Source organism: Aurantimonas litoralis (assembly GCF_026153195.1).
Classification (GTDB): domain Bacteria; phylum Pseudomonadota; class Alphaproteobacteria; order Rhizobiales; family Rhizobiaceae; genus Aurantimonas; species Aurantimonas coralicida.
Map to the genome: position 1 here is coordinate 67,224 of NZ_JAPFBM010000008.1, position 26,984 is coordinate 94,207.

Genomic DNA, 26,984 nt, shown 5'->3' on the forward strand with positions numbered 1-26,984 from the left:
TCGCACGCCAATGTATTCGAACATGCTCGCATCGAGCCTTCCGATCATCGGTCCCGAGCTGATCCTTGCGGTCGGCTCGATGGTCCTTCTGATGATCGGCGTCTTTCTAGGCGAGAAGAGCGCGCAGACGGTCACCGGCCTGTCGGTGGCGCTGATCATCATTGCCGGGCTGTGGTTGGTGTTCGTCACACCCTATGGCGTGGCCTTCGGCGGCTCCTTCGTCCTCGACCCGTTCGCCGGTTTCATGAAGGTGCTGGTGCTGATCGGCGCGGCCGCGGCCGTCATCATGTCGGTCGGCTACGCCGAGAGCGAGCGCTTCAACCGCTTCGAGTTCCCGGTCCTCGTGCTGCTGTCGACCACCGGCATGATGGTCATGGTCTCCTCCGGCGACATGATCGCGCTGTATCTCGGTCTCGAACTGCAGTCCCTCTCGATCTACGTCCTCGCCGCCATCAACCGTGACTCGGTCCGCTCGACCGAGGCCGGCCTGAAATACTTCGTCCTCGGTGCGCTCTCCTCGGGCATGCTGCTCTACGGCGCGTCTCTGGTCTACGGCTTCACGGGCCAGATCGAGTACACCGCCATCGCCGAGGTGGTCGCCACCAGCGAGCGTTCGATCGGCATCGTCGTCGGTCTCGTCTTCGTCCTGTGCGGCCTCGCCTTCAAGATCTCCGCCGTGCCGTTCCACATGTGGACGCCGGACGTCTACGAGGGCGCGCCGACGCCGATCACCGCCTTCCTGGCCGGTGCGCCGAAGGTTGCGGCGATCGCCCTGATCACCCGCTTCACCGTGCAGGGCTTCGAGCCGCTGGCGGTCGACTGGCAGCAGGTCATCATCTTCATCTCGATCGCGTCGATGGCGCTCGGTGCCTTCGCTGCCATTGGCCAGCGCAACATCAAGCGGCTGATGGCCTATTCCTCGATCGGCCATATGGGCTTCGCGCTGGTCGGCCTCGCCGCCGCCAATTTCTCCGGCGTGCGCGGCGTTCTCCTCTACATGGCGATTTACCTCGCCATGACCCTCGGCACCTTCGCCGTCATCCTCGCCATGCGCCGCAAGGATGGCGTGGTCGAGGAGATCGACGATCTTGCCGGCCTGTCGAAGACCAATCCGATCATGGCGCTGATGCTGACCATGCTGATGCTGTCGCTGGCGGGCCTGCCGCCGCTGGCCGGCTTCTTCGCCAAGTACTTCGTGTTCATGGCGGCGGTGCAGGCCGGGCTCTACGGCCTCGCGGTGATCGGCGTTCTCGCCAGCGTCGTCGGCCTGTTCTACTACCTGCGCATCGTCAAGGTGATGTGGTTCGACGACCAGCCGTCCAGCGAGTTCGTGCCCATGGCCACCGAGCTGCGGGTGGTGCTGGGCGCTGCCGCGCTGTTCATCTTCCCGGTCTATCTCCTTGTCGGCGGCCCGATCTTCGCGGCAGCGGAGGCGGCGGCCCGGGCCTTCTTCTGACGGTGGCCCTCGGCGCCTCGGCAGGCCGGCGACGGCTGACACTGGGCGAGGTCTCGTCGACCAACACCGTCGCGCTCGAAGCCGCGCGCGCCGGTGATCCCGGACCCCTCTGGGTGACGGCCGAACGGCAGTCGGCCGGGCGCGGCCGTCGCGGTCGCAACTGGGTGTCGGAACGCGGCAATCTCTATGCGAGCTGGCTGCTGATCGACCCGGCGCCGCTGACGCAATTGTCGAACCTGCCGCTGGTGGCGTCGCTCGGTGTCCGCAACGGTCTGGCGCGGCTCGTTGCCGAAATCGACACCGTCGCGGTCAAATGGCCGAACGACGTTCTCATCAAGGGTCGCAAGACGGTCGGCATCCTGTTGGAGAGCGAACGTCTGCCGGATGGCCGCATGGCGGTGGTCGTCGGCTGCGGCATCAACGTCGCCCATGTGCCCGACGACACGCCCTATCCGGTGACCAGCCTTGCGCTGGAAGGCGCGACGCACGATCTGGAGGCAGTGTTCGGCGCCGTGGCGGCCGAGATGGAGCGGGTGCTGGCGATCTTCGCCGGCGGACGCGGATTCTCGGCGATACGCAACGAATGGCTGGCCCATGCCGTTGGCGTCGGTCAGCCATGCCGGGTCAATCTTGCCGACGCGGTCCTGACGGGACGGTTCGAGGCCCTCGACGAACACGGCCTCCTGTTGCTGCGGGACGCGGCCGGACGCGTGACCGCGGTTTCGGCTGGCGATCTGTTTTTTCTGGAGCGGGACGAGCGCGTGGCGCCGTCCGGCTCCGGCGCTGCGTGAAGCGGCGCACCCGACGACGAATGTGAACTGAAGAACGAAACGATGCCGCCCCGCCAATGCGCGGGTGGCCCACCCAGGAAAGAAGTCTGAACTTGAACCAATTGTTGTTCGTGCCGCTCGGCGGCATCGGTGAGATCGGTATGAATCTCGCCCTCTACGGCTATGGCCCGGAACATGCACGCGAATGGATCGCCGTCGATGTCGGTATCTCCTTCGCGGGCGCCGATTTCCCCGGCGTCGATCTGGTCTTCCCGGACATCCGCTTCATCGAGGAACTGGGCGACAAGCTGAAGGGCATTGTCATCACCCATGCCCATGAGGACCATTACGGCGCCTTGCTCGACCTTTGGCCGAAGATGAAGGTCCCGGTCTATGCCACTGCGTTTACTGCGGCGATGCTCGCAGCCAAGCGCGAGGGCGAGCCGGGCGCACCCAAGATCCCGGTGACGCAGTTCTCGGCCGGTGACCGCTTCAAGGTCGGTCCCTTCGAGATCGAGGCGATCAACGTCACCCACTCGATCCCCGAGCCGGTCGCCCTGGCGATCCGCAGCCCGGCGGGCACCGTCGTCCACACCGGTGACTGGAAGATCGACCCGACTCCGGCGCTGGGCGCGCCGACCGACGAGAAGCGTCTGCGCGAGATCGGCGACGAAGGCGTTCTCGCCATGATCTGCGATTCGACCAATGCGCTGCGCGAGGGCGTCAGCCCGAGCGAGAGCGAGGTTTCCGCTTCTCTGGGCGAGATCATCCGCGGGGCCAAGGGGCGCGTCGCCGTCACCACCTTCTCGTCGAATGTCGGCCGCATTCGCTCGATCGCCGCCGCGGCACGCGACGCCGGACGCCAGGTGCTGCTCATGGGCCGCTCCATGCGGCGCGTCGTCGATGTGTCGACCGAGCTCGGCTACATGGACGGCATCCCGCCGTTCCTCGGCGAGCAGGATTTCGGCTACATCCCGCCGGAAAAGGCCGTCATCATCCTGACCGGCAGCCAAGGCGAGACCCGTGCGGCGCTGGCGCGGCTGTCGCGCGACGAGCACCCGACCGTGGCGCTGTCGCAGGGCGATCTCGTCATCTTCTCGTCGCGGGCGATTCCCGGCAACGAGAAGCTGATCATCGACATCAAGAACGCGCTCATCGAGCGCGGCGTGCAGATCCTCGAGGACGGGGAGAAGCTGGTTCACGTGTCGGGCCATCCGCGTCGCAGCGAGATGCGCCAGATGTATGAATGGGTTCGTCCGACGATCGCCGTGCCGGCCCATGGCGAGGCCGCGCATCTGAGCGCCCATGCCAAGCTGGCACGTGAACTCGGCGTCAAGCAGGTTGTGCCGGCCCGCAACGGCAAGATGGTGCAGCTGGCGCCGGGCGCCGCGAGCGTCATTGCCGACGTTCCGGTCGGTCGCCTCTTCAAGGACGGCCGTCTCATCGGCACCGCCGAGGCGATGGGCGTCAACGAGCGTCGCCGCTTGTCCTTCGTCGGCCATGTGTCGGTGCTGGTCGAGTTGGACGCCAAGCTGGAACTGCGCGAAGATCCGGACGTCGTGGCGCTCGGCCTGCCCGAGGACGACGCGGCCGGCGACGAGATGGAGGAGATCCTGATCGACGCGGCCGCCGGCGCGGTGGAGAGCATTCCGCTGAAACGCCGCAAGGATCTCGACAAGGTCAGCGAAGCGGTGCGGCGTGCCGTGCGCGGTGCGGCCTTCGAGGCCTGGGGCAAGAAGCCCATTGCGACCGTCTTCGTGACGCGGTCCTGATCGAACGGGGGAGGCGCCGGTGCTTGGCAGGTTGAACCATGTGGCCCTGGCGGTGCCGGCTCTTGCCGACGCCGTCGCGCGCTATCGCGACATGCTGGGCGCGACGGTGTCCGAGCCGCAGGCGCTTCCCGAGCACGGCGTCACCGTCGTTTTCGTGGAGCTCGACAACACCAAGATCGAGCTCCTCGAACCGCTGGGCGAAGGCTCGCCGATCGCCGCCTTTCTGGCCAAGAACCCGAAGGGCGGCATGCACCATGTCTGCTACGAGGTGACCGACATCCTCGCCGCCCGTGACCGGCTGGTGGCGGCGGGCGCGCGGGTGCTCGGCGACGGCGAACCGAAGATCGGCGCCCATGGCCGCCCGGTGGTGTTCATCCATCCGGGCGACATGTTCGGGACGCTGACCGAACTCGAGGAGGTATAGGATGGGCTGGGTCTCGGGACTGGCGATCTATTTCATCATCTGGTGGACGTCGCTCTTCGTCATCCTGCCGCTCGGCCAGCGCAGCCAGGCGGATGCCGACGACATCACCCTCGGCACGACCCACAGCGCGCCGGCGCAGCACCGCATGGGCTGGAAGCTCCTGCAGACGACGATCCTCGCCTGCGTCGTCTTCGCCGCCTTCTACGTGGTCACCCAGGTTTACGGGCTGAGCCCGGACGACTTCCCGAAGATGATCCCCGGCACCTAGCAGGCGCCGGCCGGACCACCCGACCTCACTGCCGGACGCAGAGCGCCGCCATGCCCGGCAGGCTTCGCTTCCCGCGCCGTCAGTCGCCGATCCAGATGGCGATCTTGCCGATATGGGACTTGGTCAGGAACGCCTCCTGCGCTGCCCTGAGATCGCGCAAGGCGAATGTCTCGGCGATGACCGGGCGGATCTCGCCGGCCTCGATATAGCCGATGAGATCCGTGAAGATTTCCGGCGGCTGATAGGTGCTGCCGAACAGCGTCAGATCGCGCAGATAGAGTGTCCGCAGATCAAGCTCGACGATCGGGCCCGCAATGGCACCGGACGTTACGTAGCGCCCCCCGTCGCACAGGGTTTCCAGAAGCTGCGGCCAGCGCGGTCCGCCGACCAGGTCGAGAACGACGTCGAACGCCCGATCCGGCAGATCGGCATCGCGGGCAAGAATCGCGTCGGCGCCAAGGTCGAGAAGCGCATCGGCCTTGGCCGGACTGGTCATCGCCGTCACATGCGCACCCCGGCGTTTGGCGAGCTGGATAGCCGCCGATCCCACGCCGCCGGACGCCCCGGTGATCAGCACACGCTCGGTGCCGAGGCTGGAGCGCTGGATCATGCCCTCCGCGGTCGAGAAGGCGCAGGGGAACGACGCAAGCTCGAGGTCGGAGAGCGGCGATTCCACGCGGATCGCATCACCGGCCGTCACCGTCAGATACTCCCCGAAGGCGCCGTCGCTTTCCGATCCGAGCGTCACGATCGCATCTTTGGAGCCCAAGGGACCGCGCGACTGAATGGTGCGCACCATGACGCGTTCGCCGATCCGCGCCGCATCGACCCCGTCGCCGACCGAGACGATCTCGCCGCAGCAATCGGCGCCCTGGATACGGGGAAAGGACAGGCTGCCCGACCACCCGCCATCGGCCTCTGAAGCGGCCCCGTAGCCGCCGGATGCGCCCGACGCCGTGTCGCCGCGAACGCTCTTCGAATACCATCCGGTGCGGGTGTTGATGTCGGTGTTGTTGACCGCCGAGGCGCCGACCCGGATCAGGACCTCGTTGCGGTCCGGCGAGGGAACCGGGACATCCTCACGCCATTCCAGCCGGTCGAGACCGCCATGGCCGGTCAGCACCATCGCCTGCATCGTCGCGGGTATCGGCATCGTCATGTCTCCTGAAGGGGTAGAATGTGTGCTCTACTTGCAGAGGTAGAGGGACCATTCTACATCGTCAAGCATGACCGATACGATGAAAAGGATTGCCGGCGGGCTGGAGCGGGCTTTTGCAGCAAACGGCTTCGCCGAACCGAGCGTCGAGGACCTGCGCGACGCTGCGGGGGTCAGCCTGCGCACGCTCTACAAATACGCGGCGTCGCGGGAAGCCATGGTGCTGGCGGCTCTCGACCATCGTCACGAGCGCTACATGGCGCTGGTGTTCACCGACCTGCCGGAGAGCGGCGAGGGGGCCCTGGCCACGATCATCGATCGAGTCGCCCAGTGGATGGATCGCGAGGCGAGCCATGGCTGCCTGTTCCATGCGGCGGTGGCCGCCGCGCCACATGACGAAAAGCTGCGCGCTCTGCTCGCCCATCACAAGCGGGAAGTGGCGAGAGAGGCGGTCGCGGTAGCGGGTCTCGTCGGCCGCGAGGTCGACGTGACGCTCATCCTGGATGGTCTGATGCAGAGCTGGCCGCTGCACGGCGATGCTGCCGTTGCGAGCGCGAAGCGACTGGCCGGGTCGCTCGTTCCGGCGGGCTGACGGGCAGGCGGATATCGCGATCTGACGTGCCGGCGAATATTCGACGACAATCGGACATGCGGTCGCAAGGCAAAAAAAATGCAAGGCTTTCGCCTTGCATCCAAAGTCGCGTGTCTGGATTTCGCTCCGATGACGTTGATCGGGGCTGCGGCAACTGCCGCGCCGGAAATCGCGTCCTCCCAAGACTAGACCGCAGAAATCGCACCTGCCGGCGCCTTTTGTTATGGTCGCGAGCGTATCCAGCCGAATTCCCAATGTCACGCGTTTTTCCGGGTTCGTGTCATTATTCTGCCACGCCGCCCCCGGCGCGGTCAGCAGGCGCAAATTGGCGCGGAGCTTGCTAACGCGCGCGCCGCCGACTTTCCAATCGCCCGGGGAGCGGTTAAGACGCGCAAAAGCGCCCCTGCGCCAGTCGAACCCCGCATTCATCGGACGTCCCATGCGCCTGTCGCGATATTTTCTGCCCATTCTCAAAGAGACCCCGAAGGAAGCGGAGATCGTTTCCCATCGGCTGATGCTGCGTGCCGGCATGATCCGCCAGCAGGCGGCCGGGCTCTATTCCTTCCTGCCGCTCGGCAAGCGGGTGCTCGACAAGGTCTGCGCGATCATCCGCGAGGAGCAGAACCGCTCCGGCGCCATCGAACTTCTGATGCCGACCATCCAGTCGGCCGATCTGTGGCGCGAAAGCGGACGCTACGAGGATTACGGCAAGGAGATGCTGCGCATCGAGGACCGTCACGGTCGCGACCTTCTCTACGGTCCGACCAACGAGGAGATGATCACCGACATCTTCCGGTCCTATGTGCGCACCTACAAGGACCTGCCGCTCAACCTCTACCATCTGCAGTGGAAGTTCCGCGACGAGGTCCGGCCGCGCTTCGGCGTCATGCGCTCGCGCGAGTTCCTGATGAAGGACGCCTATTCCTTCGATCTGGACTACGACAACTCCAAGATCGCCTATGACCGGATGTTCGTCGCCTATCTGCGGACCTTCGAGCGCTGCGGCCTGAAGGCCATTCCCATGCGCGCCGACACGGGCCCGATCGGCGGCGAGCTCAGCCACGAATTCATCGTCCTCGCCTCGACCGGTGAGAGCGAGGTCTTCTGCCACCGCGACTATCTCGATCTGGCCGTGCCGGGCGAGGGCGTCGATTTCGACGATGCCGCGGGCCTCGCCGAGATCGTCAAGGCCTGGACGACGCCCTATGCGGCGACCGACGAGATGCACGAGACCGCGACCTGGGACCAGCTTACGGAGGAGGACAAGGTCGCCGCCCGCGGCATCGAGGTCGGTCACATCTTCCACTTCGGGACGAAATATTCCGAGCCGATGAAGGCGGTCGTCACCGGCCCCGACGGCAAGGACGTGCCGGTGCACATGGGCTCCTACGGCATCGGCCCGAGCCGGCTTCTGGCCGCGATCATCGAGGCGTCCCACGACGAGAACGGCATCATCTGGCCGAAATCCGTCGCGCCCTTCGATGTCGGCCTGATCAACATGAAGCCGGGCGACGCCGATTGCGACGCGGCCTGCGAGGATCTCTACCGCCAGATGCAGGCGGCGGGCATCGACGTGCTCTACGACGACCAGGACACCCGCGCCGGCGCCAAGTTCGCCTCCATGGACCTGATCGGCCTGCCCATGCAGGTCATCGTCGGGCCGCGCGGCGCCAAGGCCGGCGAGGCCGAGATCAAGCTGCGCGCCACCGGCGAGCGGGAATCGCTGCCGCTGTCGTCGGTTCTCGCCCGGGTGCAGGCATGAGCGAAGCCAGCACGGCCGCTGCACCCTCGGCCGGGGCCCGCCATTCGACGCGACCCTTCGCGCGCTTCGAATGGATGCTCGCCGGTCGTTATCTGCGGTCGCGGCGCCGCGATGCCGGCGTGTCGGTCATTGCCGGCTTCTCCTTTCTCGGCATCATGCTGGGCGTCGCCGCGCTGATCATCGTGATGTCGGTGATGAACGGTTTCCGCGGCGAGCTGCTGACCCGCATTCTCGGCGTCAACGGCCATGTCGTGATGTATCCGATCGATCGGCCGCTCGACGATTTCTCCGATGTGACCGCCGCGGTCGAAACCGTGCCGGGCGTCGCCTTCGCGATGCCGCTGGTGCAGGGGCAGGTCCTGGCCTCGGGCCTTGCCAGCAGCAGTACGGGCGCGCTGGTCAAGGGCGTGCGCGGCGAGGACCTCGCCGACCTGAAGCCGGTCTCCGAGAACATCAAGCAGGGCACGCTCGACGGCTTCAGCGAGGGCGGCGGGCTCGCCATCGGCAGCCGGCTGGCGGAAGCGCTGGGCCTGCGGCTCGGCGACAACATCACCCTGGTCTCGCCCGATGGCGACGTGACGCCGCTCGGCACGACGCCGCGGGTCAAGGCCTATCCGGTGGCGGCGATCTTCGAGATCGGCCTGTCGGAATACGACGCGTCGTACGTCTACATGCCGCTCGCCGAAGCCCAGCTCTTCTTCAACCACGAGGGGCTCGCCCAGTCGGTGGAGATCTTCGTCGACGATCCCGACCGGGTGCAGGACCTGCAGCGCACGATCGAGACCGCGGCCGGGCGTCCGAACTACACGGTGACCTGGCAGACCCAGAACCAGTCCTTCTTCTCGGCGCTGGAAGTCGAGCGCAACGTCATGTTCATCATCCTGACGCTGATCGTGCTGGTCGCCGCTCTCAACATCATCTCCGGCCTGTTCATGCTGGTGAAGGACAAGGGCCGCGACATTGCCATCCTGCGCACCATGGGTGCGACACGGGGCGCGGTGATGCGCGTCTTCCTGATCACCGGCGCGTCGATCGGCTTCGCCGGCACGCTGGCCGGCCTGATCCTGGGCGTCGTCTTCTGCCTCAATATCGAGAACATCCGGCAGTTCTTCTCCTGGCTGTCGGGCACGATCCTGTTCAATCCGGAATTCTATTTCCTCAGCCAGTTGCCGGCCGAGATCGATTCCGGCGAGGTCGTGCTGGTCGTCCTCATGGCCATCGGCCTGTCTTTCCTCGCGACGATCCTGCCGTCCTGGCAGGCCTCGCGACTCGATCCGGTCGAGGCGCTGCGGTACGAATGATGACAGAGACTTACGCACTTCAGCTCACCGGGGTCGGACGGCATTTTGACCAGGGCGAGGACCGCCTGACGATCCTCGACGACGCGGCCGTCGGCGTCGCCGCCGGCGAGATGGTGGCGCTCGTCGCCCCGTCGGGGGCCGGCAAGTCGACGCTGCTACACATTGCCGGGCTCCTGGAACGGCCGGACACCGGCGAGGTCTTTGTCGGCGGCCAGCCCTGCGGCACGCTGGGCGAAGACCGGCGCACCGAGATGCGGCGCCGGGCGATCGGCTTCGTCTACCAGTTCCATCATTTGCTGCCGGAGTTCTCGGCCCTCGAGAACGTCATGATGCCGCAGATGATCCTCGGACAGTCGCGGTCTGCGGCTGCCGAGCGGGCGCGGGAGCTGCTCGAATACATGCGGATCGGCAAGCGCGCGGCGCATCGACCCGCCGAACTGTCTGGCGGCGAGCAGCAGCGCGTCGCCATCGCGCGGGCCGTGGCCAACGCGCCGCATGTCCTTCTGGCCGACGAGCCGACCGGCAATCTCGACCCCACCACGTCGGGCTATGTCTTCGACGCGCTGACCGCCCTGGTCCGCCAGTCGGGGGTGGCAGCTCTGATCGCCACCCACAATCACGAGCTGGCAGCCCGCATGGACCGGGCGATCACGCTCGAGAACGGCAAGATCGTTCCGCTCCAGCTCGGCTGACACACGCGTCCACCGCGTCCACGCTCCGGTGCGCGCGGATTCCGCGTGCGCCGGATCGGCCCCCGCCCTAACTTGTGCCCTGTTGATCCGGCAAAGAGCGGAGAGAAGGGGCATGGTCGTGAACGGCATTCATCATGTGACAGCGATTGCGGGGCGCGCGGCGCGCAATCTCGACTTCTACACCCGCACGCTCGGGCTTCGGCTGGTCAAGAAGACCGTCAATTTCGACGACCCCGGGACCTATCACCTCTATTACGGCGACGAGACCGGGCAGCCGGGCACGATCCTGACGTTCTTTCCTTGGGACCATGCGGCACCGGGCCGGCTTGGTGTCGGCGAGACCCAGGAGATCGTTTTCTGCGTGCCGGAAGGCGCGATCGGCTTCTGGAGCCATCGGCTGATCGAGAAGGGCGTGCCGCACGATTCGCTGGTCAAGCGCTTCGGCGAGACCGTCCTGGCCTTCCGCGATCCCGACGGCCTGCGCCTGGCCTTCGTCGCCCGCGCCGGCGATGACCTGCTGCCCGGCCGCGCGACCTCCGAGATTCCGGCCGAACACGCGATCCGGGGCTTTCACAGCGTCAGCCTGCTCCTGGAAGAGGCCGAGGCGACCGCGGCGATCCTCACCGACATCCTCGGGTTCCGCGAGGTCGGCCGCGAGGAATCGCTCATTCGCTTCGTCTGCGATGCGAATTTTGGCCGGATCATCGATCTGCGGGCCGTCGGCGGTTTTCTGAAGCCGCGCGTCGGCGCCGGGTCGGTCCATCACGTCGCCTTCCGCGCAGCCGATGACGCACAGCAGGCCGACATGGTGCGCAAGCTGGCGGAGAACCACGGCATCGCCGCCACCGAGCAGAAGGACCGCAATTATTTCCGTTCGGTCTATTTCCGCGAGCCGGGGCATGTCCTCTTCGAGATCGCCACCGACACGCCGGGATTCGCAGTGGACGAAGCGCCGGAAGACCTCGGTCAGGCACTGCGCTTGCCGCCGTTTCTTGAATCAAGACGTGAAGAGATCGAGGGGCGACTGCCGGACATCGGCTGACGACCGACATCGGCCGTTCGCTGTTTTCCCAGCGTCTTACGGTTCAAAGTGCGCTGCAACGTAGCGGCGCAAGCGCAGGGAATGATTCCGGTTTCGCGGTGAATGAGGGGATGAGCCGCGGTCGGTCTTGCCGGCAACGGTCGCACGTCAGCGATCCTAATGCGAGGCCTGAAGGCAGCCGCTGACGATCCGGCACGGCAGGAGGTGTCGTTTCGGCGTCGGAATGCTATGGAGCGGCCATTCCCCGGTTCGTGCATCTGCATGCAGGAACCCGTCAGACATCAAGCGGGCAGTTATTCCATGATCCTCGGCTGTATCGGCGACGACTTCACAGGCTCCTCCGACCTTGCCAACACGCTGGCCAAGGGCGGCATGCGCACGGTCCAGTACAGCGGTGTCCCGACGGGCGATGCCGCGCCGGACGTGGAAGCCGGCGTCGTCGCGCTGAAGTCGCGCACGATCCCGGTTGCCGAGGCCGTGCGCCAGTCGCTCGCCGCCTTGGAATGGCTGCGCAGCCAGGGCTGCCGGCAGTTCTTCTTCAAATATTGCTCGACCTTCGATTCGACCCACGAGGGCAATATCGGTCCGGTCGGCGAAGCGATCGCCAGGGAGCTGGGCGCCGGTGCGGTCATCGTCTGCCCGGCATTTCCGGCGACCGGCCGCACGGTCTATCAGGGCCATCTTTTCGTGAACGACCGGCTGCTGTCGGAATCGGGCATGGAGAATCATCCGCTCACGCCGATGCGCGACGCCGATCTGCGCCGGGTGCTGGCGCGCCAGACCAATGCCCCGGTGTCGCACGTGCCCTACGGCGTGGTCGCCAAGGGGGAAGCGGCGATCGCCGACGCGCTTCGCCAGGCCGGCGCCGACGGGCTTTGCTTCGTCATCACCGACGCGGTACTCGACGCCGATCTCCACGCCACCGGACACGCGGCGCGCGACCTGCCGCTGATCACCGGCGGCTCCGGCATTGCCCTCGGCCTGCCGGAGAATTTCCGCGCACAGGGCCTGATCGGCTCCACGACCTCGCCCTGGTCGGGCGTCGTCGGCCGCGCGGCGGCGCTTGCCGGCTCGGTCTCGACCGCTACCCGCCGCCAGGTCGGTGTCCACCGCGATGCAGGTCACCCAACCTTCGAGCTGGCTGCCGATGCCGTGATGGCAGGCGAGGTGACGGCCGCCTCGCTCACCGAATGGGTTCTTGCGCAGTCCGGCGTGCCGCTGATCTATTCCTCGGCCGACCCGGAGACGGTCGCCGCGGCCCAGCAGCGCCATGGCAAGGACGCGGTCGCCACGGCGATCGAACGGCTGTTAGCCGCCACTGCCGCGGCGCTGGTCGAGGCCGGCATCACCCGGCTGGTCTCCGCCGGCGGCGAGACCTCGGGCGCGGTCGTCACCGGGCTCGACGTCCAGTCGCTGGAGATCGGCCCGGAGATCGATCCCGGCGTTCCCGCGGTGCGCGTCGAGGGCCGCGAACTGGCGCTGGCGCTGAAGTCCGGCAATTTCGGCGCCGACGATTTCTTCGCCAAGGCCGCTGCCCGTCTGGGAGGCGAGGCATGAGCGAGGAGGCCCGGCTCCGCGAGGACATCTGCCGCTTCGCCAAGTCGATGTTCGACCGCGGCCTGACCTGCGGCTCCAGCGGCAACATCTCGGCGCGGCTCGGCGACGGCACGATCCTGGTCACCCCGACCAATGCCTCCTTCGGCTTTCTCGACCCGGCCCGGATCTCCCGCCTGGACGAGGAGTTCCGGCACCTGTCCGGCGACAAGCCGACCAAGGAAATCCCGCTCCACAGCGCCTTCTACGAGACCCGGCGTGCGACCACCGGGGCGGTGGTTCATCTCCACAGCACCCATTCGGTGGCGCTGTCGATCCTGCCCGACACCGATCCCGACGACGTCCTGCCGCCGCTCACAGCCTATTCGGTGATGAAGCTCGGGCGGGTGAAGCTGCTGCCGTATTTCATGCCGGGCGATCCGGCGATGGGCGAGGCGGTGCGCGGCCTCGCGGGCAAGCGCTCGGCGGTTCTTCTCGCCAATCACGGCCCGGTCGTTGCCGGAACCGAGCTGGCGGCGACGGTCTTTGCCATGGAAGAGCTGGAGGAGACGGCGCGCCTGGCGATCCTGACCCGTGGTCTAGATCCGCGTGGCCTGACGCCGGAGCAACGGGCCTTCTTCGAAGAAAAGCACGCCCACTGAATTTCAGCCGAGCAGACAACTTATAGTGCTTTAATGACGCCGATCGTTGCGGATGCAACATTGGGGCATGAGCAACGAACGTTCCGAGACCCAGACCACGGACGATACGGCCCCGGCGGCCGAGAAGCAGCGTAAGTCGATCGGCCACAGGCCGGACGTCGATCTCGCTTTGTCTGCCGGTTTCACGGAGGACGAGGTCCGCTTCATGCTGGATCTGCCCGAGGACGGTGAAGCGCGGTAACGCGGACTGGAACCCTCTCGCACGCGCGGCATTGCCTGACACCAAGGCTAAGCAGCCGAACGAACGTGAAAGGTCCGACCATGGCTCTGCTCAAACTCGCCAGCACCGACGGGATCATCGAACTCAGTGACGGAACCCGCTGGCGCATCGTGCCGGGCCAGGGCGATGTCTCCGGCCGGTGGCTGGAAGGCGCCGACATCAATGTCTCGCCCCATCCGGAGCGCGGCGAGGGTCATGCGCATCTGAACAACATCAGCGCGGGCGAGGGCGTCGACGTCACCCCCGAGGCCTGACGCACCGCCTTCGACAGATGACAGAACGGCCGCATCCCGGGATGCGGCCGTTTCTTTGTCCGGGTCGTCGCGTCGGCACCCGTGCCTTCAGCCCAGATCCTGCGGCAAGGAGGCCTTGAGTTCGGCGATCCAGGCATCCGCCGTTCCGTCGGAGGGCGCCCGCCAGTCGCCGCGCGGCGACAGGCTGCCGCCGGCCGAGACCTTCGGCCCGTTCGGCATCGCCGACCGCTTGAACTGCGACGTCTGGAAGAAGCGGAACAGGAAGCTCTCCAGCCATTTTGCGATCGTCGCCAGATCGTACTGGTTGCGCGCTTCGGCCGGAAACTCGATCGGCCAGAGGCCCGCATCGGACTGTTTCCAGGCATGCCAGGCGAGGAACGCCGTCTTCGACGGTGCCCGCCCGTAGCGCATCGTGTGGAACAGGAAGAAGTCGTGCAGCTCGTAGGGGCCGATCTTGTCCTGTGTGCTCTGCATGCCGCCCTCGGCATCCGCCGGCACCAGTTCGGGCGAGATCTCGGTGTCGAGGATCGCGGTCAGGAGCTTGCCGGTCTCCGCATCGAACTGCTCGGTGCGCACGACCCAGCGGATCAGATACTGGATCAGCGTCTTCGGCACGCCCGGATTGACCGAATAGTGGCTCATCTGGTCGCCGACGCCATAGGTGCACCAGCCGAGCGCCAGTTCGGACAGGTCGCCCGTGCCGATGACGAAGCCGCTGCGCTGGTTGGCGAGGCGGAAGAGATAGTCGGTGCGCAGGCCCGCCTGCACGTTCTCGAAGGTCACGTCATAGACCGGCTCGCCGCCCGCGAAGGGATGCCCCATGTCGCCGAGCATCTGCCGGGCGGCGGGACGGATGTCGATCTCCTCGCAGCCCGTGCCGAGGGCCTTCATCAGCGCCAGCGCGTTCGCCTTGGTCGCGTCGCCGGTGGCAAAGCCCGGCATGGTGAAGCCGAGAATGGTCGAGCGCGGCAGGCCCATCTGGTCGCAGGCCTTGGCCGCCACGATCAGAGCATGGGTGGAGTCCAGGCCGCCGGACACGCCGATGACCATGTGGTCGCCGGGCGTCGCCTCGAAGCGCCGGCGCAAGCCCTCGACCTGGATGTTGAAGGCCTCGTAGCAATCCTGGTGCAGACGCTCCGGATTGTTCGGCACATAGGGGAAGCGCCGGACCGGGCGGCGCAGGCCGAGATCCTCGAAGGCCGGCTCATGGGCGAAGCGCACCGTTCGGAACGCCGTCTCCGGATGGCCGCGGAGCGCCGCCGCGTCGTTGAAGGTGGGCGTGCGCTGTCGCTCCTGGCCGATGCGTCCCACGTCGACATCGGCGACGATCAGCTGTCCGGCATCGGCGAAGCGCTCGGACTCGGCGAGGAGGTCGCCCAGTTCGTAGATCGAGCCCTGGCCGTCCCAGGCGAGATCGGTGGTGCTCTCGCCCCGCCCGGCGGCCGAATAGACATAGGCGGCGATGCAGCGCATCGACTGCGATGCCGAGAGAAGATGCCGGTCGGCCGACTTGCCGACGACGATGTTGGAGGCCGAGAGATTGCAGAGGATGCGGGCGCCGGCCAGCGCTCCGTCCGTTGAGGGCGGCGTCGGCGCCCAGTAATCCTCGCAGATCTCCGTGTGGAAGACGAAGCCGGGCAGGTCCGAGGCTTCGAACAGGAGGTCGATGCCGAACGGCGCCTCCTGGCCCGCGACGGTGATGTCGAGGCCGGTCATGCCGGCGCCCGAGGCGAACCAGCGCTTTTCGTAATATTCTCGGTAATTGGGCAGGAAGAGCTTCGGCACGACGCCCAGAATGCGACCCCGGGCGATGGCGACGGCACAATTGTAGAGCCGGCCGTTGCGCCGCAGCGGCGCGCCGACGAGGAGCACGCTGCGCAGCTCGCGGCTGCGCTCGCAGACGGTGGCGATGGCGGCTTCGACGCCGTCGAGCAGGGCGTCCTGCAGATGCAGGTCGTCGATCGCATAGGCGGAGAGGCCGAGCTCCGGGAATACCAGGAGATCGACGCCCTCCTTGTCCGCGTCTTCCGCCGCGCGGATCGTCGCCGCGGCATTGCGGGCCGGATCGGCGACGAAGACGCCGGGCGTCGCGACACCGACGCGGACGAAGCCGTGCCGGTGCAGCGCATAGAAGGAACGGTCTCGAAGGCTTTGCAAACTCAATCCATCATCTCCTCGAGCATATCCAGTGCCGTTCGTAAGCAAGCAATGCGGGTCGGTCCACGGCCGATATCGCCAAAATGCTCTTCGCGGTGCCGCGTCTCGCGCCCGCGTCGGGCACAGGCGAAATGCACGAGCCCCGGTTCGTCATCCTCGCCGGCCGGGCCGGCAAAGCCCGTGGTGGAAACAGTGATGTCGGCGAGGGACTTGTCCAGTGCCCCCTCGGCCATGGCCAGAGCGACCGGGCGGCAGACGGCGTTGTTCTCCTCCAGAAGCTGGCGGGGCAGGCCGAGCATCCGGATCTTGGCCTCGTCGGTATAGGTCACGAAGCCGCTGTCGAAGGCCCGCGAACAGCCCTCCACGTCGGTGAAGACCGAGGCCAGGAGGCCGCCGGTGCAGCTTTCGGCCGTCGCGATCGTCAGGGATCGGTCGCAGGCGCGCTGCAGAAGGGTCTTTACCCGCTCTTCCAGATCGTCGGGCAGGGTCGTCGACAGGACTTCGCTCACGGTTCGGTTCCTTGTTGAGATCGTTGCCGCCGCGGGAGCCGCGGGCGGGAAACATGAACGTGGCCCCAACGCGATCGTTCGCCGATACGGAACCGGCTACCGAGAAAAGCTCGCGAGAATCACGTCCGGCGGGCCGAATGTTCCGCCGTGCATGGCTCGGCGACCGAGGTGGTCAGCCTTTCGCATTGTCGGCATGCCGGCTGCGGGCGATCGCCTCGATCCGGGCCCGCAGTTTCGGGTGCAGCGACACGAAGCGCGCGAAATCGGTGCGCGCCAGGCGCAGTATCGTGCTGTAGGCGATCGCCGTCACGTCGGCCTGCCGCCGCATGTCGAGGATCAGCGCCATCTCGCCGAAGATGTCGCCGCGACCGAGCCGGACGATATGCGTGCCGGTATCGACCTCCACCGCGCCCGAGGAGATGAAATAGGCCGCGTCGCCGACTTCGCCGCGCGAGACGATCCGCATGCCGGGCGCGGCCAGGAACGGCGTCATCAGCCGTGCCAGATCATCGCGCTCGCGGTCGCCAAGCGCTGCAAAGATCTCTGTGCGGTCGATCAGCCGGCGTGTGTCCAGCCCGAGATCCAGCGGCGGGCTGAGGGTCGTCAGGTCGGGGCGCCGGGCGACGCTGCGATACACGTCGCGCTCGATCTCCTTGCTGATGACGCCGGACTGGCGCATTCGTCGGATCTCGGCGATCTCGATGGCCCGGGCGGCCCGCAGGACGAAGCAGCGTTCGAGCTCGGCGACATAAGCGGGATATTGCAGGCGGACCGCGTCGATCTCCCGGTCGATCCGCGCCTGCCGCTCGTCAAGGACTGCCATGACGGCCGCAATCGTCTCCTCGCCGAGGACCGGCTGCAACTCGCTGGTGGCGAATGCCCGCAGCCTGCCGAGAACCAGTGAAATCTCCACCAGCTTCTCGAAGCGCAGGGCCAGGCGTTTCGACAACATCCGGCTGCGACCGAGCCGGCGCTGGACCAGGAACGCCACCCGGTCCGACCACAGGAAGCGTGTCTCCTCGCCATTGGCGGCGCGATAGCCTTCCACGCCGCCGTGGCGGGCCATTTCCAGCCGCCGCCGGGTGTCGGAGGTCAGGCGCCGGGCAATCCGCGGCGCCAGCATGCCGTTGGCGAAATGATCGAGGACCATTTCGCGCTCGCGCGCGGTCAGCGAGACGAGCGCGATCGCCGTGCGCCCGTCGAGGGACAGGGTATCCGACGGGCTCGTCGCGGCAGGCTCGGCCGCAGCGACCGCCGTATTGACGCTCTCGGCATCGCCTTGTGCGTCGGTGCCGCCGAAGCGCTGCGCCATCTCGCCGGCAAAGCGCGCGACCCGTGCCGAGGTGACGCTGAGCGCAAGGTCGCGGATTGCCCGGTCGATGCCCGACAGCCGGTCGAGGCCCAGCCCCCGGATCAATGGGCGAAGCGTGGTGCCCTGCACGAACAGCGTCATCAGCGTGTAGCCGGTGGCCAGCGTCACCACGAAGGCGGCGACGGGGCGGGGCACGGCGTCGTTCTCGCTGACCGCAAGCGCCAGGGTCAGGGTCATCGATCCGCGCAGGCCGCCCCACAGCACCACCAGCCGATAGGGCCGCGAGACCCTGGACGACAACCCGTATTGGCTCAGCAGCGGCATGAGCCCGAACAGCACCAGGGCCCGCGTCGCCAGCGTCGCGGCGAAGATGACCAGCATCAGGAGGAAGTCGAAGGGCGACAGGTCCGTCATCATCTTCGGTACGAGCAGCGAGGTGAGCACGAAGACGAGGATCGCCGCCCAGGAGGCCAGCTGCTGCCAGGTGTCGTCGAGATGGCGCCAGAGCTCGCGGGTGACCCGCGCCGGCGACAGGCTGGCAAGGGCAACGCCCGCGGTCGCGACGGCGATGATGCCCGAGACCTGCAGCACATGCTCGGCGATCCAGAACGACAGATAGGGCAGGGCGAGGCTGAGCGAGACCGCCGTCACCTGATCGTCGCCGATCAGCCGGAGTAGCTGGAGATAGAGGCGCGCCATCAGATAGCCGAACAGCCCGCCACCGATCGGCAGCAACAGCAGGTTCAGTGCGGCGCCGGTCACCGTGACAGAGCCCGGCGCAATGATCGCGGCGGAGAAGATCAGGAACAGCGAGATCGCCAGCGCGTCGTTGAACAGGCTTTCGCCCTCGACCAGCCGGGTCAGCCGGTCCGGCGCGCCGACATCGCGGAAGATGGCGATGACCGCCACCGGGTCGGTCGTCGCCACCAAAGAGGCCAGCAGCAGGCAGGCGAGAAGCGGCATGCCGGCGATCGGCCACAGGGCGAGCGCCACGCCGAAGGTCGCCGCCAGGACGGCGACGAGGGCGAGAAGGACGATCGGCAGCAGATCCTCTCGGACCCGCTGCATGTCGACCACCAGCGCGCTTTGAAAGATCAGCGTCGGCAGGAGGACGTAGAGAAACAGGCTGGAGCCCACCGGCAGGTCGGTGATCAGCGCGGCAAGGTCGACCGGCAGCAGCGTGCCGGGATGATCGAGGGAATAGAGGCTGGCAAAGCCGAGGCTGGCGCCGCCCAGCGCCAGGAGGATCGAGACCGGCAGCCGCAGTCGCGTGGCCAGCGGACGCGCGAGGGCGCCGAAGGCGACGAGCGTGGCGATCAGGACGACGATGTTGGGAACGTTCATGGCGGCGTCATCGGCACATCATGACTCCGCATCCGCCACGGTCTCCGCAAGGCTTCCGGAGCACCGCGGCGCCTGCAAGCTGCCGGCGCGCGGGATCCGGCCGGGCGTCGGTCCGGCATTGTTAGCCTAGCCTGTGGGTTTCGTACAGCAAGCCACCGCTGACCCCATCGACATCGCGGCGCGCTGGCAGCAAAACGGGCGCCAGGACGAAGCGAAAGGATCCGCTGCCCGATGTTCGATCTGATCATCCGCAATGCCCATCTGCCCGACGGCCGCACCGGCGTAGACATCGCCGTGACGGGAGACCGGATTGCCGCCATCGAACCGGCGATCGCCGGTGAGGCGGGCGAGGTGATCGACGCCGGCGGTCGGCTGGTGTCGCCGCCCTTCGTCGATCCCCATTTTCACATGGACGCGACCCTGTCGCTGGGCCTGCCGCGCATGAACCGTTCGGGCACGCTTCTGGAGGGCATCGCGCTTTGGGGCGAGCTGAAGCCGCTTCTGGCCAAGGACGCGCTCATCGAACGGGCGATGCGCTATTGCGATCTCGCGGTCGCGCAGGGCCTTCTGGCCATCCGCAGCCATGTCGACACCTCCGATCCGCGGCTTGTCACCGCCGAGGCGTTGCTGGAGGTGCGCGATCGGGTGAAGCCTTATATCGACCTGCAGCTCGTCGCCTTTCCGCAGGACGGCTATCTGCGCACGCCGGGCGGTGCGGCGTCCCTCGAACGGGCCCTGGACATGGGTATCGACATCGTCGGCGGCATTCCGCATTTCGAACGCACCATGGCCGACGGCACGGAATCGGTCGCCGCGCTCTGCCGCATCGCCGCCGAGCGCGGCCTGCGGGTCGACATGCATTGCGACGAATCCGACGACCCGCTGTCGCGCCATGTCGAGACCCTGGCGGCCGAGACGGTGCGCCACGGACTTCAGGGGCGGGTCGCCGGCTCGCATCTGACCTCGATGCATTCGATGGACAATTACTACGTGTCCAAGCTGATCGCGCTGATCGCCGAATCCGGCCTGCACGTCATCCCCAATCCGCTGATCAACATCACGCTGCAGGGTCGTCACGACACCTATCCCAAGCGCCGCGGCATGACCCGGGTGCCCGAGCTGATGGCGGCGGGAATCAATGTCGGCTTCGGCCATGACTGCGTGATGGACCCCTGGTACTCGCTCGGCTCGGGCGACATGCTGGAGGTGGCGCATATGGCGGTGCATGTCGGCCAGATGACCTCGCGCGACGCCATCCGTGCCTGCTTCGACGCGGTCACGGTCAATTCCGCTCGGATCATGGGGTTGGAGGGCTACGGGCTGGAGGTCGGCAACCGGGCCGATTGCGTGCTGCTGCAGGCGGCCGACCCGATCGAGGCGATCCGGCTGAAGGCGACCCGGCTCGCCGTGGTGCGCGGCGGCAAGGTGATCGCACGGGCGCAGCCGCGGCTGAGCCAGCTCACGCTGCCGGGCCGCGCCGTAACGGTCGACCCGGCGGCTTACGCGCCGCAGGGCGATTCATCTGTTGGCTGATTGTTTGCTGTGCGGGCTGCGCGGTTGACAAGGAATTGTGCAGGTCGTCAAATCGCGGCCTGTTTCATTCGGGATCGTTGGGGAATTTCATGCTGAAGTCAGGTCGGATCGGTCGGCGCGGTTTTCTGTTGGGCAGCGCCGGTGTCGGCCTCGCCCTGAGCATGCCGCGCGCCTTCGCGCAGACGCCGCTGAAGGTGGCGGGCATCCATGCCTCGCCGGTGGAGAATGCCTGGAACTCGCGCCTGCATGCGGCGATGGTCCAGGCCGCCGAGGACGGCGCCATCGAGTATGTCTTCTCCGAAGGCGTCAGCGGCACCGATTACGCCCGCGCCATGCGCGAATATGCCGAGCAGGGCGCCCAGCTGATCGTCGGCGAGGCCTATGCGGTGGAGACAGAGGCGCGGCAGGTCGCGGCGGATTATCCCGACACCATGTTCCTGATGGGCTCCAGCGGCGAGCCGACCGGCGACAATTTCGGCACCTTCGGCACGTGGAATCACGAGGGCGCCTATCTCGCCGGCATGCTTGCCGGCAAGATGAGCGAGAGCGGCATCTTCGGTGCGGTCGGGGCGATCCCCATCCCCGAAGTCAACATGCTGATCAATGGCTTCCGGGCCGGCGTTGATTCGGTGCGTCCGGACGCCAAGCACCTGATCGGCTTCATCGGCACCTTCTTCGATCCGCCCAAGGCGCGCGAGGCGGGCCTGGCCCAGATCGACGCCGGCGCCGACATCCTGTTCGGCGAGCGCATCGGCACGGCCGACGCCGCCAAGGAGCGCGGCATCAAGGCGATCGGCTCGCTGACCGACTATACCGAGCGCTATCCCGAGACCGTCTTTGCCAACGCCATGTGGTACTTCCGGCCGATCCTCGACGCGGCCATCGCCGACACCGAGGCCAAGAACGGCACCGGCAAGAACTACACCCCCTACAGCATGATGCAGGAAGGCGGGAACGACATCGTCTTCGCCGAGTCCATGGTCCCGGCCGAGGCGGTCGCGGCGATGGAAGAGCGCCGCGCCGCGATCAAGGCCGGCGAGTTCGAAGTGGTCATCGACTTCACCGAACCGACCTGATCTGCGAAAACGCATGCCAGCCCGTTCGCCGATCTGCGACGGCCCCGACGATCCGGCCGGTCCCCGCGGTATTCTCCGCGTGGCCGGCCGGCATCCGTCGGATGGCCGGTCATTGCGGAACGGCGGGAGTGAGACCGTATGACCGCCGTCCTGTCCCTCGAACACATCACCAAGCGCTTCGGCGACTTCGCGGCCAATGACGACGTCAGCCTGACCCTTCGCCGCGGCGAACTCGTCGCGCTGCTCGGCGAGAACGGCGCCGGCAAGACGACGCTGATGAACATCCTGTTCGGCCACTATGTGCCGGATGCCGGGCGGGTTCTCGTGGCCGGCGAGGAACTGCCGCTCGGCCGGCCGCGCGCCGCCATCGCCGCGGGCGTCGGCATGGTGCATCAGCATTTCACCCTAGCGCCGAATCTCACCGTCCTCGAAAACGTCATGACCGGCACCGAGCCGCTGCTGCGATGGCGCTCGGGCAAGGCTGCCGCGCGGCGCAAGCTGGCAAGCCTCGCCGAGCGTTTCGGCCTTGTCGTCGACCCGGACAAGCGTGTCGGCGATCTGTCAGTCGGCGAGCAGCAGCGCGTGGAGATTCTGAAGGCGCTCTATAACGACGCGAAGATCCTGATCCTCGACGAGCCGACGGCGGTGCTGACCCGGCCGGAGGCGGAGACCCTCTTCAAGACGCTCAGGGTGATGGCGGCCGAAGGGCTGTCTCTGATCTTCATCTCCCACAAGCTGCACGAGGTGATGGCGGCCGCCGACCGCGTGCTGGTGCTGCGCGCCGGGCGGATGGTCGCCGAGCGGGTCACCGCGGCGACCTCCAAGGAGGAACTGGCCGAGCTGATGGTCGGCCGCCGCGTGACGCGGCCGGTCCGCGCCGCTGCAGTGCCGGGCGAAACGGTGCTGGCGGCGCGGGACGTCAGCGTTACTGTGGGTGGCGCGAAACGCCTCTCCAATGTCAGCTTTCACCTGCGCGAGCGCGAGACGCTGGGCATCATCGGCGTCTCCGGCAACGGCCAGGCGACGCTCGCCCATCTGGTGTCCGGGCTCGTCGCGCCGGATGCCGGCGGCCTTTCGGTGCTGGGCGAGGAGACGTCCACGCTGTCGCCGCGCGACCTCGTGCGCCGCGGCGTCGGCCGCATTCCCGAGGACCGCAACACCGAAGGCGCCATCGGCGAACTGGCGATCTGGGAGAACGCCATTCTCGAACGTGTGCGTGACGCCCCGTTCTCGAAGGGCGGATTCGTCCGGCAATCGACGGCGCGCGCCTTTGCCGCCGACGTCATCGACCGTTTCGACATTCGCGGCGGATCGGCGGACAGCCGCACGCGGCTCCTGTCCGGCGGCAACATGCAGAAGCTGATCTTCGGCCGCAATCTGGCTGGGTCCCCCAAGGTTCTCGTCGCGGCCCAGCCCACCCGCGGTCTCGATGAGGGCGCCATCGCGGCCGTCCATGGCGAGATCCTCGCCGCCCGGGACGCAGGAGCGGGTGTGCTGCTGATCTCTGAAGATCTCGACGAAGTCCTGGCGCTGGCCGACCGGGTGCAGGCCATTGTCGGCGGGCGTCTGTCGGAGCCGGTGCCGATCGAATCCCTCGACGCCCGCCGTCTCGGCCTGATGATGGCCGGCGAATGGGCTGTCGCCCCGCACGAGGCCGCCTGATGCGTCTGGAACGTCGGGACAGCCGTCCCGCGACCCTCATGGTGGTCGCGCCGATCCTTGCGGTGCTGTTCGCGCTCGCGCTGTCGGGCGTGCTGATCGCGCTGGCCGGAGCGCCGGTGCTGGAGGCCTATGCCCGCATCGTGCAGGGAGCCTTCGGCTCGCGACTGGCGCTGACCGAGACGCTGACGCGGACGACACCGCTGATCCTCACCGGCCTCGCTGTGGCGGTCGCCTTTCGGGCCAAGGTCTGGAACATCGGCGCCGAGGGCCAGCTCTATGTCGGCGCGCTGACCGCGGCCTTCCTCGGCTCGCAGCTCGGTCTTGCCGGCCTTCCCGGTATCGCCCTGATCCCGGCGGTGATGATCGCCGGCGCGCTGGCGGGCATGGTGCTGCTCCTCGTGCCGCTCGCGCTCCGGCTGCGCTTCGGCGTCGATGAAGTGGTGACGACGCTGCTCCTCAACTTCGTCGTCCTGCTCTTCGTGTCGATGATGATCGAAGGGCCGATGAAGGACCCGCTGGCCTTCGGCTGGCCGCAATCGGTCCCGGTGGTTGCCGAGGCCCAATTGCCGAAACTCTTGGAGCGGTCGCGTCTGCATGTCGGCCTGTTGATCGCCGTCGTCGTCGCCATCGTCGTCCATGTCGTTCAGTCGCGCACCGCCTACGGGCTGGAATCGCGCGCGGCCGGGCTCAACCCCGCTGCCGCGCGCTTTGCCGGCGTGCCGCTCGGCCGCACGCTGGTCAAGGTCGCCTGCTGGTCGGGTGGGCTCGCCGGGCTGGCCGGGGCGATCGAGGTGATCGGCGTGAAGGGCTACGTCACGACCGACCTGTCGCCCGGCTACGGCTATGCCGGCATCATCGTGGCGATGCTCGCCAATCTCCAGCCGCTGGCCGTGGTCGCCGCCGCGCTCTTTGCGGCGATGATGTTCGTCGGCTCCGACTCCATGAGCCGGGCGCTCGGCGTGCCCAGCTTCATCGCCGACGTGACCGTCGCCCTGTCGCTGCTGACCATGCTGGTCGCGCTGCTCTTCACTGCCTACCGGATCCGCCGATGAGTGCCGCGCTCGACATCTTCGCCTCCGCCGGCATGTGGGAAGCGGTGCTGCGCATTGCGACGCCGCTGATCTTCGGCACCCTCGGCGCGCTCCTGTGCGAACGCGCCGGCGTGCTCAATCTCGGCATCGAGGGCATCATGAGCTTCGGCGCCATGATCGGCTGGCTGACGGTCTTCGAGGGCGGCAATCTGTGGATGGGCCTGTTCGCGGCGGCGCTGGGCGGCGCGACCTTCGGCCTGCTGCACGCGCTGATGACGGTGCCGCTGGGCCTGTCCCAGCACGTCACCGGCCTCGGCATCACGCTGCTGGCGTCGAGTCTGAGCTATTTCATCTTCCGGCTGGTCGTGCCGCTGCAGGGCACGCCGCCGACCATCGAGCCGTTCCAGCCGCTGCACGTGCCGGTCCTGTCCGACCTGCCGATCGTCGGCGACGCGCTCTTCACCCAGACCGCGCCTACCTATCTGGCGCTGCTGGTGGCGGTGGTGATGGCCTATGTGCTGGCCCGGACCCCGCTGGGGCTGGCGATCCGCATGACCGGCGAGAACCCGCATGCGGCCGAAGCACAGGGCGTCGATCCGATCGCCATCCGCATCGGCGCGGTGGTGGCCGGCAGCGCCCTGATGGGGGTGGGCGGCGCGTTCCTGACCCTGTCGGCCTTCAACAGCTTCTTCCCGACCATGATCCAGGGACGCGGCTGGATCTGCATCGCGCTCGTCGTCTTCGCCACCTGGCGGCCGGGACGAGCCCTGCTGGGCGCCATTCTCTTCGCCCTCTTCGACGCCTATCAGCTGCGGCTGCAGACCGAGTTCGGCAAGGCGATCCCGTATCAGATGCTCCTGATGATGCCGTACCTTCTGTCGATCGTGGCGCTGGTGGTGATGGCGCGGCGCGCCCGGGTGCCGCAGGCGCTGATGCAGCCCTACCGGCGCGGCGAACGCTGAAGGCCGGAAGAGGATCGTCAGCCGTCGATCCCCAGCAGCCGCAGCGTCGCCTGGTCCTCGCGGCCGTTGCAGAACAGGGCGAGAGCCTCCCGGAAGACGGATGGGTCGCCATCGGCCGCATGGGCGAACAGGGTCATCGACGAGCCGAACTTCATGTCGTCGGGCGCGCCGAAGATCGCGCCGAGCGACCGGTCGCCATGCTCCAGAACCGCCTCGGTGCAGTCGACGAGCCGGGGCCCCAGCACGGGATGGCGGAGATAGGCGCGGGCCTGGTCGAGCGACACGATGCCGAAATGCCGAGCCATGTCGGAATGGCCGAGACCCTGCAATTGCGGAAACACGAACCACATCCAGTGGCTGCGCTTGCGTCCTGCCTGCAATTCGCCGAGCGCCTGCGCGTAGACAGGCGCTTGCGCGGCCACGAAGCGCTCCAGATCGTTGGTGTCGTCTTCCGTCACATCGTCACTCCTTCGGCCGGCGTTTCGATGAACGCGTTGCCGTCCGTTTGGTGCCGGCTTCCGCATCGGTGATCTCGATCCAGACCGGCGCGTGGTCGCTGGCTTTTTCCCAGCCGCGCACGTCGCGGTCGACGCCGGCGGCCAGCAATCGTGGGGCAAGGGTGGGGCTCAGCAGCAGATGGTCCAGCCGCAGCCCGGCATCGCGGCCCCAGGCGTTCCGCAGATAGTCCCAGAAGCTATAGATGGTCGCATCCGGGTGCAGGCTGCGGATCGCGTCGGTCCAGCCGGCGTCGAGAAGGCGGTGGAACGCTTCGCGCACCTCCGGCCGGAACAGCGCGTCGTCGACCCAGCGCTCCGGCTTGTAGACGTCCAGCTCGGTCGGGATGACGTTGTAGTCGCCGGCCAGCACCACCGGCGCGCCGGTCCCCATCAGATCGGCGGCATGGCTGGCGAAGCGCTCCAGCCAGCGCAGCTTGTAGTCGAATTTCGGGCCCGGCGCCGGGTTGCCATTGGGCAGATACAGGCAGCCGATCAGAACGCCTTTCACCGCCGCTTCCAGATAGCGGCTCTGATGGTCGTCGTCGTCGCCGGGCAGGCCGCGCCGCGTCTCGAGAGGGGCTGTCCCGCGCGCGAGAATCGCCACGCCGTTCCAGCTCTTCTGCCCATGCCAGATTGCGCCGTAGCCGGCCTCGCGGATGGCGTCGATCGGAAACTTCTCGTCCGGCGCCTTGAGCTCCTGCAGGCAGACCGCGTCAGGTTCGGCCTCGGCGAGCCAGCGCAGCAGCACGGGCAGGCGGCCATTGACCCCGTTGATGTTGAAACTGGCGATCTTCATCCGCCAGACCTGGCGTCATGCTGCTTGATTTCGAGAGGCATGAGGCGCCGAATTGCGAGCGGGCGCGGACCTGTTCAAGGCCTTGACCTCGATCAAGGCGGGGACTGCGTCCGGCCGGCACTCTGACGGCATGTCGAACGC

At 67.3% G+C, this 26,984-nt stretch carries 25 protein-coding genes; 19 read left to right on the forward strand and 6 right to left on the reverse strand.

The features are described from left to right. Positions 1 to 10 precede the first annotated feature (10 nt). The 5 genes from nuoN to N7I30_RS15620 are packed head-to-tail and all read left to right on the forward strand — an operon-like array spanning position 11 to position 4,690. Positions 11 to 1,456 (forward strand): NADH-quinone oxidoreductase subunit NuoN, encoded by a 1,446-nt coding sequence (gene nuoN / locus N7I30_RS15600; protein WP_498640035.1) that lies wholly within the window; start codon positions 11 to 13, stop codon positions 1,454 to 1,456. A 2-nt stretch (positions 1,457 to 1,458) separates the two neighbouring features. Next, entirely contained in the window at positions 1,459 to 2,247 is a 789-nt protein-coding gene (locus tag N7I30_RS15605; protein ID WP_491390725.1) for a biotin--[acetyl-CoA-carboxylase] ligase, read from the forward strand. A 56-nt stretch (positions 2,248 to 2,303) separates the two neighbouring features. Then, positions 2,304 to 3,998 carry a ribonuclease J gene (locus N7I30_RS15610; protein ID WP_491390726.1) on the forward strand — a complete coding sequence of 565 codons (1,695 nt, stop codon included), beginning with the start codon at positions 2,304 to 2,306 and terminating at the stop codon, positions 3,996 to 3,998. A 19-nt stretch (positions 3,999 to 4,017) separates the two neighbouring features. Continuing rightward, positions 4,018 to 4,422, forward strand: coding sequence for a methylmalonyl-CoA epimerase (gene mce / locus N7I30_RS15615; protein ID WP_277022407.1), 405 nt, complete (start codon positions 4,018 to 4,020; stop codon positions 4,420 to 4,422). Between the two features lies 1 nt (position 4,423). Next, on the forward strand, positions 4,424 to 4,690 hold the full coding sequence (locus N7I30_RS15620) for a DUF1467 family protein (protein ID WP_024351163.1): 267 nt from the start codon (positions 4,424 to 4,426) through the stop codon (positions 4,688 to 4,690). Positions 4,691 to 4,769: 79 nt separating this feature from the next. On the opposite strand, the gene N7I30_RS15625 is transcribed toward N7I30_RS15620, so the two are convergent. Further along, the gene (locus tag N7I30_RS15625) at positions 4,770 to 5,843 is read right to left on the reverse strand and encodes an alcohol dehydrogenase family protein (RefSeq protein WP_491390727.1); all 1,074 of its coding nucleotides are present in this window, start codon (positions 5,841 to 5,843) and stop codon (positions 4,770 to 4,772) included. An 85-nt stretch (positions 5,844 to 5,928) separates the two neighbouring features. On the opposite strand from N7I30_RS15625, the gene N7I30_RS15630 reads away from it, so the two are divergent. The 9 genes from N7I30_RS15630 to N7I30_RS15670 all read left to right on the forward strand — a co-directional run bounded on the left by N7I30_RS15630 (position 5,929) and on the right by N7I30_RS15670 (position 13,964). Then, positions 5,929 to 6,438 carry a TetR/AcrR family transcriptional regulator gene (locus N7I30_RS15630; protein WP_491390728.1) on the forward strand — a complete coding sequence of 170 codons (510 nt, stop codon included), beginning with the start codon at positions 5,929 to 5,931 and terminating at the stop codon, positions 6,436 to 6,438. A gap of 439 nt (positions 6,439 to 6,877) precedes the next feature. After that, positions 6,878 to 8,200 (forward strand): proline--tRNA ligase, encoded by a 1,323-nt coding sequence (gene proS, locus N7I30_RS15635; RefSeq protein WP_491390729.1) that lies wholly within the window; start codon positions 6,878 to 6,880, stop codon positions 8,198 to 8,200. After that, positions 8,197 to 9,501 carry a lipoprotein-releasing ABC transporter permease subunit gene (locus tag N7I30_RS15640; protein WP_491390730.1) on the forward strand — a complete coding sequence of 435 codons (1,305 nt, stop codon included), beginning with the start codon at positions 8,197 to 8,199 and terminating at the stop codon, positions 9,499 to 9,501. Before proS ends, N7I30_RS15640 begins: the two co-directional genes overlap by 4 nt. Beyond that, positions 9,501 to 10,193, forward strand: coding sequence for an ABC transporter ATP-binding protein (locus N7I30_RS15645; RefSeq protein ID WP_491390731.1), 693 nt, complete (start codon positions 9,501 to 9,503; stop codon positions 10,191 to 10,193). Before N7I30_RS15640 ends, N7I30_RS15645 begins: the two co-directional genes overlap by 1 nt. Before the next feature lie 112 nt (positions 10,194 to 10,305). Next, positions 10,306 to 11,235 carry a ring-cleaving dioxygenase gene (locus N7I30_RS15650; protein ID WP_491390732.1) on the forward strand — a complete coding sequence of 310 codons (930 nt, stop codon included), beginning with the start codon at positions 10,306 to 10,308 and terminating at the stop codon, positions 11,233 to 11,235. Positions 11,236 to 11,535: 300 nt separating this feature from the next. Then, positions 11,536 to 12,792 (forward strand): 3-oxo-tetronate kinase, encoded by a 1,257-nt coding sequence (otnK, locus tag N7I30_RS15655; protein ID WP_498640039.1) that lies wholly within the window; start codon positions 11,536 to 11,538, stop codon positions 12,790 to 12,792. After that, complete coding sequence (otnC, locus tag N7I30_RS15660) at positions 12,789 to 13,430, forward strand: 3-oxo-tetronate 4-phosphate decarboxylase (RefSeq protein WP_498640041.1); 642 nt, start codon at positions 12,789 to 12,791, stop codon at positions 13,428 to 13,430. Before otnK ends, otnC begins: the two co-directional genes overlap by 4 nt. Positions 13,431 to 13,497: 67 nt before the next feature. Further along, positions 13,498 to 13,671 (forward strand): hypothetical protein, encoded by a 174-nt coding sequence (locus tag N7I30_RS15665; protein ID WP_483213118.1) that lies wholly within the window; start codon positions 13,498 to 13,500, stop codon positions 13,669 to 13,671. An 80-nt stretch (positions 13,672 to 13,751) separates the two neighbouring features. Next, positions 13,752 to 13,964, forward strand: coding sequence for a hypothetical protein (locus N7I30_RS15670; protein WP_024351172.1), 213 nt, complete (start codon positions 13,752 to 13,754; stop codon positions 13,962 to 13,964). Between the two features lie 87 nt (positions 13,965 to 14,051). Here the strand turns inward: N7I30_RS15670 and N7I30_RS15675 are convergent, their stop codons facing one another. From N7I30_RS15675 to N7I30_RS15685, 3 genes are all read right to left on the reverse strand, one after another. Further along, positions 14,052 to 16,127, reverse strand: coding sequence for an NAD(+) synthase (locus tag N7I30_RS15675; RefSeq protein ID WP_491390734.1), 2,076 nt, complete (start codon positions 16,125 to 16,127; stop codon positions 14,052 to 14,054). Next, entirely contained in the window at positions 16,124 to 16,630 is a 507-nt protein-coding gene (locus N7I30_RS15680) for a CinA family protein (RefSeq protein WP_024351174.1), read from the reverse strand. Before N7I30_RS15680 ends, N7I30_RS15675 begins: the two co-directional genes overlap by 4 nt. A 172-nt stretch (positions 16,631 to 16,802) precedes the next feature. Beyond that, positions 16,803 to 19,286, reverse strand: coding sequence for a cation:proton antiporter domain-containing protein (locus N7I30_RS15685; protein ID WP_491390735.1), 2,484 nt, complete (start codon positions 19,284 to 19,286; stop codon positions 16,803 to 16,805). Positions 19,287 to 19,517: 231 nt separating this feature from the next. Here N7I30_RS15685 and N7I30_RS15690 point away from each other — a divergent pair, with 231 nt between their 5' ends. The 5 genes from N7I30_RS15690 (at position 19,518) to N7I30_RS15710 (ending at position 25,550) form a co-directional block, all read left to right on the forward strand. Continuing rightward, a complete protein-coding gene (locus N7I30_RS15690) occupies positions 19,518 to 20,819 on the forward strand; it encodes an amidohydrolase family protein (protein ID WP_498640045.1) in 1,302 nt (433 codons plus the stop codon). A gap of 89 nt (positions 20,820 to 20,908) precedes the next feature. Next, the gene (locus tag N7I30_RS15695) at positions 20,909 to 21,895 is read left to right on the forward strand and encodes a BMP family protein (RefSeq protein WP_187389445.1); all 987 of its coding nucleotides are present in this window, start codon (positions 20,909 to 20,911) and stop codon (positions 21,893 to 21,895) included. Positions 21,896 to 22,033: 138 nt separating this feature from the next. Then, complete coding sequence (locus N7I30_RS15700; RefSeq protein ID WP_491391089.1) at positions 22,034 to 23,557, forward strand: ABC transporter ATP-binding protein; 1,524 nt, start codon at positions 22,034 to 22,036, stop codon at positions 23,555 to 23,557. Next, positions 23,557 to 24,609, forward strand: coding sequence for an ABC transporter permease (locus N7I30_RS15705; RefSeq protein WP_475363000.1), 1,053 nt, complete (start codon positions 23,557 to 23,559; stop codon positions 24,607 to 24,609). Before N7I30_RS15700 ends, N7I30_RS15705 begins: the two co-directional genes overlap by 1 nt. Continuing rightward, positions 24,606 to 25,550: an ABC transporter permease gene (locus tag N7I30_RS15710; protein WP_498640048.1), complete on the forward strand. Its 945-nt coding sequence runs from the start codon at positions 24,606 to 24,608 to the stop codon at positions 25,548 to 25,550. The genes N7I30_RS15705 and N7I30_RS15710 overlap by 4 nt, the downstream gene beginning before the upstream one ends. Positions 25,551 to 25,567: 17 nt before the next feature. Here N7I30_RS15710 and N7I30_RS15715 read toward each other — a convergent pair whose 3' ends face one another. Next, a complete protein-coding gene (locus tag N7I30_RS15715; RefSeq protein WP_491391087.1) occupies positions 25,568 to 26,008 on the reverse strand; it encodes a DUF1810 domain-containing protein in 441 nt (146 codons plus the stop codon). A gap of 4 nt (positions 26,009 to 26,012) precedes the next feature. Beyond that, complete coding sequence (xth, locus tag N7I30_RS15720; RefSeq protein ID WP_491391086.1) at positions 26,013 to 26,843, reverse strand: exodeoxyribonuclease III; 831 nt, start codon at positions 26,841 to 26,843, stop codon at positions 26,013 to 26,015. Positions 26,844 to 26,984: the final 141 nt, after the last annotated feature.